Origin of the sequence: Streptomyces klenkii, from assembly GCF_003626645.1 — a bacterium.
Taxonomy (GTDB): domain Bacteria; phylum Actinomycetota; class Actinomycetes; order Streptomycetales; family Streptomycetaceae; genus Streptomyces; species Streptomyces klenkii.
In genome coordinates, this window is record NZ_RBAM01000001.1 from 633,711 (window position 1) to 647,973 (window position 14,263).

General features: G+C 70.7%; 10 protein-coding genes. 3 read left to right on the forward strand and 7 right to left on the reverse strand.

What is annotated here, in order from left to right; all coding sequences use genetic code 11:
* Window positions 1–16 precede the first annotated feature (16 nt).
* The 6 genes from D7231_RS02290 to D7231_RS02315 all read right to left on the reverse strand — a co-directional run bounded on the left by D7231_RS02290 (window position 17) and on the right by D7231_RS02315 (window position 9,680).
* Window positions 17–1,336: an aminotransferase class III-fold pyridoxal phosphate-dependent enzyme gene (locus D7231_RS02290; RefSeq protein WP_120753173.1), complete on the reverse strand. Its 1,320-nt coding sequence runs from the start codon at window positions 1,334–1,336 to the stop codon at window positions 17–19.
* Between the two features lie 75 nt (window positions 1,337–1,411).
* Entirely contained in the window at window positions 1,412–2,242 is an 831-nt protein-coding gene (locus D7231_RS02295) for a TauD/TfdA family dioxygenase (RefSeq protein ID WP_120753174.1), read from the reverse strand.
* A 13-nt stretch (window positions 2,243–2,255) separates the two neighbouring features.
* Complete coding sequence (gene fabG / locus D7231_RS02300) at window positions 2,256–3,020, reverse strand: 3-oxoacyl-ACP reductase FabG (RefSeq protein ID WP_120753175.1); 765 nt, start codon at window positions 3,018–3,020, stop codon at window positions 2,256–2,258.
* On the reverse strand, window positions 3,013–4,449 hold the full coding sequence (locus tag D7231_RS02305; RefSeq protein WP_120753176.1) for a coproporphyrinogen-III oxidase family protein: 1,437 nt from the start codon (window positions 4,447–4,449) through the stop codon (window positions 3,013–3,015). The genes fabG and D7231_RS02305 overlap by 8 nt, the downstream gene beginning before the upstream one ends.
* A 58-nt stretch (window positions 4,450–4,507) precedes the next feature.
* Window positions 4,508–8,587 (reverse strand): type I polyketide synthase, encoded by a 4,080-nt coding sequence (locus D7231_RS02310; protein ID WP_158673702.1) that lies wholly within the window; start codon window positions 8,585–8,587, stop codon window positions 4,508–4,510.
* Window positions 8,588–8,768: 181 nt separating this feature from the next.
* A complete protein-coding gene (locus tag D7231_RS02315; protein WP_158673703.1) occupies window positions 8,769–9,680 on the reverse strand; it encodes a helix-turn-helix transcriptional regulator in 912 nt (303 codons plus the stop codon).
* Between the two features lie 679 nt (window positions 9,681–10,359).
* Here D7231_RS02315 and D7231_RS02320 point away from each other — a divergent pair.
* Window positions 10,360–11,070: a hypothetical protein gene (locus D7231_RS02320; protein WP_120753179.1), complete on the forward strand. Its 711-nt coding sequence runs from the start codon at window positions 10,360–10,362 to the stop codon at window positions 11,068–11,070.
* 49 nt (window positions 11,071–11,119) lie between these two features.
* Window positions 11,120–12,388, forward strand: a complete 1,269-nt coding sequence (locus D7231_RS02325; RefSeq protein WP_120753180.1) for an SDR family NAD(P)-dependent oxidoreductase — start codon at window positions 11,120–11,122, stop codon at window positions 12,386–12,388.
* Between the two features lie 28 nt (window positions 12,389–12,416).
* Here the strand turns inward: D7231_RS02325 and D7231_RS02330 are convergent, their stop codons facing one another.
* A complete protein-coding gene (locus D7231_RS02330; protein ID WP_120753181.1) occupies window positions 12,417–12,764 on the reverse strand; it encodes a VOC family protein in 348 nt (115 codons plus the stop codon).
* 215 nt (window positions 12,765–12,979) lie between these two features.
* Here D7231_RS02330 and D7231_RS02335 point away from each other — a divergent pair, with 215 nt between their 5' ends.
* On the forward strand, window positions 12,980–14,017 hold the full coding sequence (locus tag D7231_RS02335) for a GDP-mannose 4,6-dehydratase (RefSeq protein WP_120753182.1): 1,038 nt from the start codon (window positions 12,980–12,982) through the stop codon (window positions 14,015–14,017).
* Window positions 14,018–14,263 lie beyond the last annotated feature (246 nt).

Sequence of the window (14,263 nt, forward strand, 5' to 3'; positions counted from 1 at the left end):
CGCTGATGTCGCGGCTTCAGCGTCGATTCCTCACCTTGCGCTGTCCGCTCTTGCGGACCGCGGTCACCACGTGGTCGACGAGCCGTTCCTCTTCCCCGCTGCTCAGGCACGCGGGCGGTGCGAGCATGACCGTGCCGCCCTGCTGCCGCGTGTACGCCCCGAGGTCGTACACCGTCTGCTGGACGTTCCCGGCGGTGTCGGCGCTGTCCAGCTCGACGCTCACCGCGAGCCCCTGCCCGCGAACGTCGAGCACACCGTCCGCGCCCCGCAGCTCCCGGCCGAGCACGCTCAGCAGCCTGGCGCCGATGTCGCGAGCCTCGGCAACGGCCCCGGTCGCGCGCATGTGCTCCAGCGTCGCGCTCGCCGCCGCGCAGGCCGCGGGCGAGGCCGACATCGTGTGCCCGTAGGACACGATGCTCCCGGAGGGAAGCCGTTCGAGCACCCCGTTGTCCACCGCGACCGCGGACAGCGCGCACACGCCGTTGGTCAAACCCTTGCTGAAGGCCGTCAGGTCAGGGCGTACGCCCTCGTGCTCGTGCGCGAACCACGCCCCGGTCCTGCCGAGGCCGGTGAACACCTCGTCCAGCACCAGCAGCGCCCCGTACTCGTCGCAGATCCGGCGGATGTCACCGAGCAGCCCTTCGGGCAGCCGGATGCCGCCACCGACGTTCAGGAGCGGCTCGACGAGCACCGTGCCCGCGTGCGAATCCGCCAGGATCGCCCGCAGCTGCCCGGCGATGTGCCGGCGCGCCTGCTGCGACCGCAGCCCCTCGCCGGTGAACTCGCCGAACGTCAGGTGATGGACGCCCGCCCCGCACCGGTCCGGTGTGCTGCTGGTCTGCGGCAGGCCGGACAGCGACTGGCACAGCGCGGTGGAGCCGTGGTAGCCGCGCTCGAAGGTGACGATGTCCTGCCGCCGGCTGCCGGCGGCAGGGCCGGCCGCGGCCCAGTACAGCGACGCGATCTTGACGGCGAGTTCGACCGCCTCCGAACCGCTGTTGGCGAAGAAGAACCGCTCGCCGTCGCGTCGCCGGGCGGCCCGCAGCCGGTCCGCCAGCAGGTGCGCGGGCCGGGCGAGTCCCTGGGACATGTCGATGTGAGCCAGTTCCCGCAGCTGCGACAGGTAGGCGTCCAGGACCGGCTCCACGCCGTGACCGCAGAGCACGTTCAGCGCGCCCGATGTCGCGTCGATCACCCGGTGCCCGCCGCTGTCGACCAGCCACGAGCCTCGTCCGGATACGAACACCGGGCCGGAGTGGTCGTGGGGCGCCCGCCAGGGACGCCCGAGAGCCGAAGCCGCCCCTTCCGTCCCTTCCTTGGAATCCCTGGAATCCATCGTCGCCCAGCTCCTCTTCTCGAACCATGCCCACGGGTCGAAGGGAGCGTGCTCCCCTCATGGAGTGATCTCCGGTCATGGAGTGAGCTCCGGCGCGTTGATGTGCAGGCTGCGCAGGAGCAGACGCGGGTGCCTGGGGTCGTCGGTGAAGTCCTCCCTGGAGTGGGCCAGCACGTCGTTGCGGAAGATCAGGCACTCGCCCGCCCGGAGCAGCAGATCGACGCGGACGTCCGGGTCGGCCCGGCGGTCCCTGAAGTACCGCAGTGCGCGATCGAGCGCCGCCCGTTCCGCCGCGTCCCCCGGATACCAGTGCTCGACCTGTCCCTCGCCGTACCGGGTGGCGTAGTTGCCGTCCCCCAGGCCGGCGAACACGGGCCCGACAGCCTCGCGTTCCACGCCGGGCAGCGTCGAGCGTCTGCCGAGGATCGTGCCCCGCAGCAGGACGTCGGCCGCCTCGGGATCCTCCGTCCGCAGCTCGCCGAATACGCGTCCGGTGTTGAGCAGCGACGTCCTGCCGCCCCGGCGTGCCGGGGACACGCAGTACAGCAGGGTCGTCCTGATGGTCCCGATGTCCTCAAGGAGCCCGTCCGTATGCCAGCCCTGTGCCGCGCACGTGTGGAAGACCGGATGGTCCGAGTCCCCCTTCCGGGTCACCTCGGTGACGCTCGGGGCGTCCCGGTCGCGGTAGAGCAGCGGGACGTAGGGCTCCCCGAGACCGAAGTCGGCGCGGATCGTGCCCATTTCCCGGTGGGCTTCCGCCTTCGACACGGTCGTCAAGGGGCTCCGCGTCACCGCGAAGCCGAACGTCTCCAGCACGTCCAGCGTCTCACCGGGCTTCAGCAGATCGGTCACGTATCCGCGGCCGGGCGGGGTGAGCTCCGCGTAACTCGACTTCGTCAGTTGCATGCCTCGTGCCCAGTCACAGGACAAGTCCTCCGGATATTTCGATCACCTGACCGGTGATGTAGCGCGCGCGGTCCGAGGCGAGAAAGCACACCAGTGCCGCGACGTCGTCGGCCGAGCCGAACTCCTGGGTGGGGATCATCGATTTCAGGCGGTCGGCGTGCTGCTCGGGGATCGCGGCCGTCATATCCGTGTGGATGAACCCGGGAGCGACGGCGTTGACGGTGACGCCGAGGCCGCCGACCTCCTTCGCCAGTGCCTTCGTGAAGCCGATGATCCCGGATTTGGAGGCCGAATAGGCCGTCTGGCCGGGTGCGCCGTGGATGCCGGAGGCGGAGGTGATGTTGATGACGGTTCCGTTCCGCTGCTTCACCAGCGGCATCACGAGCGGCCTGGTGACGTTGAACATGCTGCCGAGGTTGGTGTCGATCACCTCGTCCCACTGCTCCCGGCGCATCCGGGCGAAGCTGATGTCCCGGGTGATGCCGGCGTTGTTGACCAGGACGTCCAGGCCTCCGCCCAGGGACTTCAGCGCCTCGGCCGCGAACTTCTCCGCCCCCGCGCCGTCGGACACCTCGCCCGGCAGCGCCGTGCACCGCTGCTCGGGGTAGGCGGTGCGCAGTTCGTCGCGGAGCGCTTCCGCCCGGTCGGAGCTGTGGTGGTAGCCGAAGGCCACGTCGGCGCCCTGTGCCAGCACCATCCGCACTACCGCGGCGCCGATGCCGCGCGAGCCGCCGGTCACGACGCACTTCCGGCCGCTCAGTGGAAGGGCGTCAGCCATGCTCCGCTCCTTCGTCGTCGACCAGCACCAGTCCGGCCTTCTTGGCGTGGGCCTCCCGCTCGCGGAGGGCGCGGTAGCGCTCCTCGGCCAGCAGCGCGGAGACCAGCGGCGTGTAGAACGGGCCGTCGCCGACGAGCCTGATCCGGTCCGGCTCGATCTCCGCGAGGTCGCGCTCGGCCAGCGCGTCCCAGATCGTGGCGAACTCCTCGTACACGTCGACGTTCATGGCCCGGCGGATTCCGGCCCGGTCGATCTCCATGCTGAGCAGCTTGCGGAAGAGCGTGGCCAGGAGCCAGTCCGCGGGCTGGTGCCGGAAACCCCGCTCGATGGGGAACCGTCCCTCGTCGATCGCCTTCTTGTACAGCGCCAGGTTGCGCTGGTTGATGAAGGACCAGGAGCGGCCGTCACCGAGCGAGGCGTCGCCGAAGAAGGAGACCGCGGCGTACCCCAGGCCGACGGCGTCGGAGGTGTCCCTGGTGGTCTCCGGGCGGTAGCCCTCGCGGAAGAGACGTGTGGTGGGGTCGCCGGGCTTGCGGAAGCTGTAGGCCCCGTGCTGCTCGTACCCCCGGTCGAGGAGGAAGTCGCGCGCCTCCCGGTACATCTCCAGGTTGCTCAGGGTGCTGGGGAGTTCGTGGAAGCGGTTGAGCGCGAAGTCGGTCGGGCCGCCCACGTTCAGCTCGTAGTGGGTGATGTCGTGGACCTCCCAGGAGACCAGGGTCTCCAGGTCCTCCAGCATGGTCTCCACGGTCTGCCGGGGCCAGCCGAAGATCACGTCCACATTGGCCGCCAGGCCGAATTCACGTGCCCATTCCAGGCTCTGGACGACGTGCCGGGTGGTCTGCTTGCGCCCGCTCAGACTGTTGAGCCGTTCGTTGACCTGCTGCACGCCCATGCTGATCCGGTTCATCCCGGAGTCGCGGATCGCCTGCATCTTGTCCCGGGTGAACAGCTGGGGGATGCCTTCGAGCGTCACGTCGGCGGCCGGTGAGATGTCCGGGAAGAAGCTCCGGACCAGGTCCATGATCTTGTGGTACATGTGCGGCCGGTACAGGTTCGAGGTGCCTCCGCCGAAGTACGCCGTGGTGAGGACGGAGCCCTCCCAGCGTTCCCGGTAGAGCTCCGCCTCGCGTTCGACGTACCCGTAGTAGTCCTCCAGTGCGTCGTTGCCCCGGAACTCCTCCACCGGGAACAGGCAGTACCCGCACTTTCCGGGGGTCGTCTTGATGCAGTACGGGACGCCGATGTAGAGGTAGACGCCCGCCTGACGGCCGTCTTTTTGCAGCCGGCGGCGGTCCTCGGTGATCTCGTCCATGGGCACCGTCAGCTCGTTCCAGTACCGGGGTGACGGGAAGCCGTGCTGGACCTTGTTGACCTGCCGTTCTTCGAGATGGGTGTCGAGGTATTCCTTGACGAATGCGGAATCCAGCATGAGGCGGGCCCTTCCGTGCCGTCGGATTCTGCTGTGTGATCGGTGGGCGGTGTCCCGTTCAGGCGGGCGTGGGTGCGGGCGCGCCCGCGGGCCCCTGGTCCGCCGGGTCGAGGGCCAGCACCCGGTTGAGGAGGAAGTCGGCCAGGTCCTCGATGGTCTGGTAGTCGAGGGCCTCCATCGCCCTGAAGCGGAATTCGAGCTTTTCCTGGATGCGCCGCTGCAAGTCCGTGACCTTCAGCGAGTCGAGACCGATCTCCAGCAGCGCGAGCGAGGGGTCGATTCCGTCCCCTTCGAACTCCAGCTCGGCCGAGGCCCTGCCGAGGGTCGCCTGCACCTCCTGGACGATCCACCGGGTGACCGCCTGCCGCCGCTCCTCGTGGGGGAGCGGCGCGAGCTCGTCCAGGAGTTCCTGGCGGGACCGGCCGATCCGGTGACGGTTCTCCTCAGTGTCGGGTTCGGTGCTGCCCGCGCCGCCGGCCAGCGAGCCGGCGTGCCGGTACTCGACGCCCTCCAGCTCGGCGACGACGTTCCCCTCGTCGTCCGTGACCAGCAGGTCGACGACGAACGCGGTACGGGAGTCGAGCGGGCGCCGCCGCACCTGAGCCCAGATCTGGCGGGGCAGTTGCCCGGCCAGCGTCATGTGCCGGATCGAGGCCGGGAGGTATCCCCCCGGCGGCAGTCCGGCGTCGGCCGCGAGGAAGAGGGCCGCGGCCAGCTGGAGGCAGCCGTCGAGCGTCGTCGCCGACCGGTGGGCGTGCCCCTCGGCGGGCGCGCCGTCGGGGACGACGGTGATCCGGGCGAGGGCTTCCTCCCGGTCCGGCGTCGCGACCCACAGTTCCCGGACGGTGGAGAAGTGGTACCCGTGCTCCAGGCCGTCGTCCCGCAGCTTGCCGTACAGCTTCGCGGGGGCGACCGGGGTGGGAATCTCCGCGCGCAGTGCCTCGGGGAGCCTTCCGCCCTGCGCGACTCCGCCTCCGTCCCCGGCGCCGCGGACGGCCCTGATCGTGCCGTGGCAGTGCTCGGCCCACCGGGCCCCCGCACCCGCCCCGGCGCTGCCGGCGATCGCGAAGCGCCTGGCACCCTTCGCTTCCGGTCCGGCGTCCGTCAAGGTGACCCGGGCCACGGACTTCCCGCCGCGTACGAGGACGAAGGGGCGGGTGAAGCCGACGTCGGTCAGCTCCACCGGCACGCTGCCGCCCCCGGCTCCGGCCTCGGCGTGGGCGCGGACGGCCAGCTCCAGATAGCCGGTGGCCGGGAAGACGGTCGCCCCGTGCACCCGGTGGTCGGACCACGGCGCGGCGGTGGTCAGCTGCTCTTCGTGGACGTGGGCGCGGGCGGACGGCTCGGGCCCGGGGGAGGGGACTACGGGCGCGGGGACTACCGGTGCGGGGACCACAGGGGCGGATACGGCAGGAGCCGGGTTCGCGGACACCGGGTCCGCGGATGCCGGGCTTGCGGGCGCACTCTCCGATGCCTCGGTCCACCAGTACCGGTCCTTGCGGAAGGGGTACTGCGGCGCGGCCGAGGTCCGCCGGTACCGCGCGCCCCGGTAGAGCTGGGCGAGGTCGAGACCGGCGCCGGAGGTGAACAGTGCGCCCGCTGTCGTGAGCAGGCGCCGTACGTCGCGCCGGTCCTGGTCCAGGGTCGGGAGCGCGGTCACGCCCGCCGCGCCGAACGCCTCTGCGACGTGCCGGATCAGGGCGGAGTGCGGTCCGACCTCGACGACTACGGTGCAGCCCGCGTCGACGACCGTACGCACGGCGTCGTGGAACCGTACAGGCTCCCGCGCCTGGGCCGCCCAGTACTCCGGCCCCTCGTCGCCGGTCAGGCGCCGGCCGGTGACGCTGGAGATCACGGGCACGGGCGCGGTACCGGACGCGGTCGAGGGGTTCGGCTCGAACGCGGCGGCGCACTTGTGCAGCTCGGGCAGGACCGGGTCCATCAGGTGCGAGTGGAAGGCGTGGGACGTGCGCAGCCACGCGGTCTCGACCCGCGCCTTCTCGGCCAGCGCCGCGATTTCGTCCACCACCTCGGCCGTGCCGGAGACGACGACGTTCCGCGGGCCGTTCACCGCGGCGATCCCCACCGCGTCCTCCCGGCCGGCCAGCCAGCTCCGTACGGTCTCCTGATCGGTGCTGACCGCCAGCATCCTTCCCTTGCGCGGAAGTTCACTCATGAGCCGCCCGCGCAGCACGCTGAACCGGGCCGCGTCCTCCAGCGTCAGCAGGCCGCCCGCACAGGCGGCGACGACCTCGCCGATGCTGTGCCCGGTGACGGCGGCCGGCTCGACGCCCCAGGAGCGCAGCAGCGCGGCGAGGGCGTACTCGACGGCGAACAGCGCCGGCTGGGCGAAGCGGGTGTCGTGGATCTCCCGCGCGGCGTCCTCGTCGAAGAGCAGCCGGCACAGCGGGACGTCCAGCTCTTCGTCCATCACCTCCGCGCACCGGTCGACCGCCGCGGCGAACACCGGCTCCTGTTCGTACAGTTCACGGGCCATGCCCGGGTACTGCGTGCCCTGTCCGGAGAAGACGAAGGCCACCTTGACGGCCTTCCTGGCCCGTCCGGTGGAGACCGAGCCGGGGGCGCGGCCGGTCTGCCACTGCCGCAGGCTGTTGGCCAGCTCGCTGCCGCTGCGACCGGTCACCGCCAGCCGGTGGCGCATCGAGGCCCGGCCGACGGCAGCGGTGAACACCGCCTCGGGGAGGGCCTGCCGCCTGGTTCGGGAGAGGAAGTCCGCCCAGCGGCCGGCGAGCTCACGCAGGCTCTCCGGCGACTTCGCGGACAGCGTCAACAGCTCGTCGGAGCGTCGTACGGCCTCCGGGGCGTCCTGAGCGGGCCGGGAGGGCGGCGCCTCCCGGAGCACCGCGTGGGCGTTGGTGCCGCTGTAGCCGAAGGAGTTGACGGCGGCCAGCCGGGAGACCTCACCACGGGGCCAGTCCACCGGCTCGTCGGGGATCTCGACCGGGACACCGGTCAGGTCGATCTGCGGGTTGAGCCGGTCCAGGTGAATGCTGGGATAGATGGTCTCCCGGTCCAGGGACAGCGCAGCCCTGACCACTCCGAGCAGGCCGGCGCCCGCCTCGATGTGGCCCACGTTGCTCTTACCGGAACTGACGTACAGCGGCTGCCCGGCGGAGTGGGCGGCACCGTAGGTCCTGGCGATGGCGTCCATCTCGATCGGGTCACCGACCGGCGTGCCGGTGCCGTGCGCCTCCACGTACCCGACCTGCGCCGGATCGACGCCCGCGGCGGCCAGTGCGGTACGGATCACCCGCTGCTGGCTGCGGCCGTCGGGCGCGGTCAGCGTCCTGGAACGGCCGGTGTGGTTGATCGCGGTGCCCACCACACTGGCCAGGATCGGGCTGCCGTCCGCCTCGGCCAGCGACTGGCGCTTCAGCAGCGCCGCCACGCAGCCTTCGCTGCGCACGTAGCCGTCGGCGCCCGCGTCGAACGTGCGGCACCGGCCGCCGCGCGAGAAGAGGCCCAGCTTGCCGAACGAGATGTGCACGTTGGGCGCCAGGATCGCGTTGGCCCCGGCCACGATGGCGGCGTCGCACTCGCCGGTGAGGATGGACTGCCGGGCCAGGTGGATGGCGACCAGCGATCCGGAGCAGGCCGTGTCCACGCTCACGCACGGCCCCTCCAGGCCGAGGAAGTGCGCGATCCGGCCCGCGCTGACGCTGTTGGCGTCGCTCATCGCCTCGTACGCGGTGATGGCCTCGGGGCCGGCCTTGACCTTGAGGGTGACGTAGTCGTGGCCCATCAGGGCGAGGAAGACGCCGGTGTTGGTCCCCGCCAGTTCGTCGGGATTCTGCCCGGCGTTCTCCAGGGCGTGCCACACCGTCTGGAGCAGCATGCGCTGCTGCGGGTCCATGTAGGCGGCTTCCATGTCCGAGATCCCGAAGAACCCCGCGTCGAACCGGTCGATGTCGTCCACGAAACCGCCGTGCCGGACGTAGGTCCGGCCGGCCGCGAGCGGGTCGGGGTGGTAGTACTCGTCCACGTCCCACCGGTCCCGCGGGATCTCACGGATGCAGTCGCGGCCCTCCTCGAAGACGGCGCGTGCCTCGTCCAGATTGTGCACGCCTCCGGGGAGCGTGCAGCCGACCCCGACGACAGCAATGGGTTCCGTTTCCAAGGGGATGCTCCTTCGGTGATTCCGGCGGGTCCGGCGACGCCGATGACGCCTTACGTCATCTCCTCCTGCGGGATGAATGCGGCCGAGGCTGTCCATAGCGAACGAGCAGCACGCTTCCCGGCCAGGGCCTGATTTTTCCGGCCATCGCGGGCCGCGTCATTGCCCAGGTGCGACCACCTGGTTAGCTGGTCGCGCCCCGGCGGAGCCGCTCGTCGCGGAACCTGCCCGGCGGCAGCCCGTACCTGGCACGGAACGCCCGGCTGAAGTCGGAGGGCTGGGCGAAGCCGTTGCGCAGGCCGATCTCGCGGATGGGCACCGATCGCAGCTCCACGTCGCAGAGTTCCCGCCGGCAGCTCTCCAGCCTCCGCTGGCGTATCCAGTCCGACGGCGTACCGCCTTCCTCCTTGAACAGCCGTTGCAGGTGGCGGATCGAGACGTGGTGCACCGAAGCGACCAGGCTCGGCGTGAGGCCGGGATCGGCGAGGTTGCGGTCGATGAATCCGCGCATGCGCGTCATCAGCTCGTGCTGCTGGGCCGGCGGTCCCGCCTCCCCGACGTCGGAGAAGTGCCGTTCGAGCACCGCTGCGGCCAGTTGCAGGGCGGCGTCGCCGAACCGGGCCGCCTCCGGCGCGCGCAGCCCCGGCGCCCGGGTGGCCGCTTCGACGAGGAACCGGCGGAGCAGCGCTCCCGAGGCCGCGGCGTCGCGCACCTCGTACGGCGGCTCGCCCGCACCCGGCAGGACCGTCGGCACCGCCGACCCCGGGAAGACCATCACGACGGCCTCGGCCACCTGGTTCCTCGCCCCCGGGCCGATGCCCAACGGGAGCCGGGTGTCGCACAGCGCCGCCGCCTCGTCCCGGACGACGAGCTCGCGCTCGGCCCGCGCGACCCTTATCGCGCCGAGCGCACTCAGCACGAGGGCGTGCTGACCCGGGCCGGCCTCCAGCGTGTGCGGACCGGAGCCGGCCGCGCGGAACTCGACCCGGTACGCCGTGACGCTGCCCAGCTCGGTGGTGTGCAGGACCGGATAGACGCCGCGGAACGGCGGGTTCTGATGTACGGGCCCACCCGTGAGCTGCACCTGTGCGTACACGGTCCCGCTCGCCGGCCGCCTGTTTCCGCAGCGGACCCGGTCGTCTAACGGCATCTCCTTGCTGCTTCGCCTCGACATCGGAGATCTCCCCGCTTCAGCAGATACGTCGGTTCGTCAGTCCGATCGCCGGGCAGGCCTCGGCAAAGTCGTGTGAGATTGTCCCGAGGAATGGTGATGGGCCTGCGCGGCCATCCTGGTTTCCCTGGTTTCCCTGGCTTCCTGAGCTACAGCCTCATAGTCAGCGTGAGTATGCAGCCGTCGCGCCGGAACGGACAGGGCGCAGCCGTACCGGAACCCCGGCGCCCTGCATGCGACCTCTTCGGATGGATGCGCTGCCACCTGCGGGAACCCGCGTGCCTCCTCGGTGCATCCCTCAACTATCCCACGGTGAAACGGCCTTCCCGGTCTTCCCGGTATTCCGGGGGATGAAGTGAACTCGCGGTGGCGGAGTTCCCGCTGATGACGGAAGAAGGGCCCATGGCGTGGGGCGCGCGGATTTCCAGGGCGGCGCCACCGACCGGTTCCGGCGAAACACCGCTGTCATTACCAGGGCGCGACCGATCACATGGCCCCTCGCGACGAGCTGTGCAAGGCAGCCGGAACGCAGGTGGATTTCCGAGGCACTATCGGGTCGCGACCGGTCCGGGTGAGGACGCGGTGGTCAGCGGAGGGAGACACAGTGACCGGAGACCAGGTGACCGGAGGCACGGCGGCCCGCGACGTGGAAGCGTCCGAGGATTTCGACGAGATCGCCGACATCCTGACCGACGCGTTCCGCGACACCCCGGTGACCAGCTGGATGGTCCCGCACGGGCTCCCGCAGCGGGAGCGGTACATCACGGGCTTCATGCACGCCTGGGTACGCTTCATGGTCCAGCACGAGGGAACCGCCCTCATCTCGCCCGACCGGGACGCCGTCGTGGTCTGGGAACCGTCCGAGCGCGCCGCCCCTCTCACCGCCGAGGAGCACGAGGCGTTCCGCGCCGACATCGTCGCCGCGACCGGTCCCGTAGCCGAACGCTGCCTCACGCTCATGGACCTGGTCGACGCGCACTATCCCCCTGACCTGCCGCCCCACATCCACGGCGCGCTGGCCGCCGTCCGGCCCGGAACCACGAACCGGGGAGCCTTTCTCAGCCTCGCGGTCGCCACGCTGAAGCACATTCATCCCCGGGGGCTGGGCGTCTACTGCGAGGGCACCTCGGAGACGAGCACTGCCTTGTGGGAGCGGCTGGGAGCCAAGCCGATCGGCCCGAAGATCCGGGTCCCGCAGAGCGACATCGCACTCACACCGCTGTTCATCCACCCGGACGACATCGCCCGTCACCCGGCGGTGTCCATGCTCCTGTCCGCTCCGACGACTCCGACAACTTCGACGACCGGGACATAGGTTCCCGTCCGGCGCACGACACCGCGCGGCACAACGAAAGGACGGCACCGTGATCCCTAGTCAGCGCAGGCCGGCAGGCGAGTCGCCGGCCGGCCGGGTGTGCCTGGTCACCGGCGGAACTGCGGGCCTCGGCCGGCCTCTGGCCCGGGCCCTGGCCGACGCCGGCGCCCACGTGCACGTGGGCGCCGGCGTCGGCGACCACTCCGCGCCCGGTCCGGAGCGCAGCGCCGGTGACCCCGAGCGGGCACCCCAGGACACGTCGATCACGGTCACCGATGTCGACGTGACCGACCGCGCCGCCCTCGAAGCGTGGATCGCCGCCGTCCACGCCGAGCACGGGCGGATCGACGTCCTGATCCACAACGCCGTCCGCATGCATGGCGCTGCTGACGCCGAGGGGATGACCGTCGAGCAGGCGCAGTCGGCCATGCGCGCGGGATACGACGCGCTGGTCTGCTCGGTGCGGGCGGTGCTGCCGCTGATGCGCTCTGCCGGCGGAGGGCAGATCGTGGCGGTGGGGCCGGGGGAGGGGCGGATGTCCGGCGAGGGCGCTGCCGCTTCCTGCGCCGCGGTGAAGGCGGCCGTCGAGGCGTACACCGAGATGCTGCGGAGCGAACTGGCCGGATCAGGATCCGGCATAGGCGTGACCCTGGTGCGGACGGACACGGCCGGCAACGGCTTCCGGATGCCCCGTATCGCCGACTTCCTTCCGTCCGTCTCACCGGAGGAGGCCGCGGATGCCGTCGTCCACGCGATCCGGCACCGCCGTCCGTCCGTCGACGTACCCGGCTCCCTGACCCTGCTCCACCGGGGCTTCAAGGTCGCTGCGGCCGGCGTGGCGAAGTGCGAGGGCCTCGCACTGCGGGCCATCAAGAAGGCCGATGCGAACACCTACTTCCTGCGTGCCATGTCCACCATCGCACCGAGCGTCGATCGCGCCGCCCACCGCTTGACCGGCGGCCGGGTGCTCGTCATGCCCGCCTTGCTGCCGTCCCTGATGCTCACCACGACCGGCAGCGTCAGCGGCCGGCCCCGCCAGGTTCCGCTGCTGTGCCACCCCGAAGCCGACGGCAGCTACCTCATCGTCGCCAGCAACTCGGGCAAACCCCACCACCCCGCGTGGTCCCGGAACCTCCTCACCACCCCCCAGGCGGCCATCACGCGCTTCGGGCGCACCGTCAAGGTGACCGCCACCCTCCTCGACGGTTCCGAGCGAACCGCCGCATGGGACCACATGGTGAAGTTCTGGCCCCCGTACGAGGGTTACGCCCGCAGTTCCGGCCGCAACCTGCGGATCTTCCGCCTGGCCCCCGCCTGAATCAGCGACCGCGGCGCGCGGGAGGACGTCAGCGGTGGCCCAGCACGTTGACCACCCGGCCATTGGGATCGCGGACGAAGAACCGCCGCACGCCCCACTCCTCGTCCTGGAGGGGGTGAACGATCTCCGCGCCGCTGTCCCGCACGGCCGCATAGGCCGCGTCCACGTCGTCCACCTCGACACTCATGTCGGGGACGACCGGCGCGGTCTTGTCGCCGGCAATGAAGCTGACCTGCGCCGCCGGACTGGACGGCGAGGCGAGCGTCATGACCCAGCCGTGGTTCATGACCTCTTCGAAGCCCAGCAGGCCGTAGAACTCCCGGCTCTCCTGCGCGGCCTCCGACCGGACATTGGGCACGACACGGCGAACGGCCATCGGTCCTCCAGGTGAAGCGGGCCTGCCTCCGAGACCCTCCAGGAGTACTACGGCGCACCCGTCATTGCACGCACTTCGAGCCGGCGGCTCCGCGGTTCGCGGGCGAAGACTCGGAAATTCCGTAGCCCGCTCCGTGATTCCGTGAGCCTGCCGACCGTTGGGTGAGGACTTGCGGCCCTCGACCGGCTTTGTCCGTGGCAGTGAAAGGGGACCGAATGTCCAAGCGCGCGCTGATCACCGGAATCACCGGGCAGGACGGCTCGTACCTCGCCGAGCATCTGCTCGCCGAGGGCTATCAGGTGTGGGGGCTGACCCGAGGGCAGGCCAACCCGCGCAAAGACCGGGTGGCCAAGCTGATACCCGACCTCGCGTTCGTGGACGGTGACTTGATGGACCAGGGGAGCCTGGTCTCGGCTGTGGACCTGGTGCAGCCGGACGAGGTGTACAACCTGGGGGCCGTCTCCTTCGTGCCCATGTCCTGGCAGCAGCCCGAGCTCGTCACCGAAGTCAACGGCACCGGGGTGCTGCGCATGCTCGAAGCGATCCGGATGGTGAGCGGGCTGGGCAAGTCCACGGGCGGGAGCGACGGCCACGGCCAGATCCGCTTCTACCAGGCATCCTCCTCGGAGATGTTCGGGAAGGTGGTGGAGTCGCCGCAGAGCGAGCAGACCCCCTTCCACCCGCGCAGCCCCTACGGGGTGGCCAAGGCCTACGGCCACTACATCACCCAGAACTACCGGGAGTCCTACGGGGTGTTCGGGGTCTCGGGCATCCTCTTCAACCACGAATCCCCCCGCCGCGGAGCGGAGTTCGTGACCCGGAAGATCTCCCTCGCCGTGGCGCAGATCAAGCTGGGCCTCCAGGACAAGCTGCTCCTCGGCAACCTGGACGCGGTGCGCGACTGGGGCTTCGCGGGGGACTACGTCCGTGCGATGCACCTGATGCTGCAACAGGACAAGGCCAGGGACTACGTGGTGGGCACGGGCCGGATGCACTCGGTGCGGGACGCCGCGCGCATCGCCTTCGAGGCCGCGGACCTGGACTGGGAGGAGCACGTCGTGGTCGACCCGGCGCTGGTGCGGCCCGCCGAGGTCGAGACGCTGTGCGCCGACTACGGCGACGCCCGCCGGGAGCTGGGCTGGGAGCCGGAGACCGGCTTCGTGGAACTGATGCGGATGATGGTGGAGTCCGACCTCCGCCAGGCCGGCCTCGAGCGTGACCACGGCGAGCTGCTCGCCGGGGCGAGCTGGTAGGGCTCGCCGGAAGAAGACACCTGCTCATCCCCCATCGCGGAGCCGGGAACGGCCGACTCTACGGGTTTTCGTGGACACGCCTGCCGAGACTGGGCGCGTGGTGCGGGGGAGCGGGGCAGTGCCCCGTGCGGGGCCTCCAGATGATTCGTTCGCTGTGGGAAAGCCGTCCCGGGTGTGCCGGATGTCCACATCGAAACCCCCTGCTGTCCGTCGGTCTTGAGATGGGTTGAGTTGAACGTGGCGAAG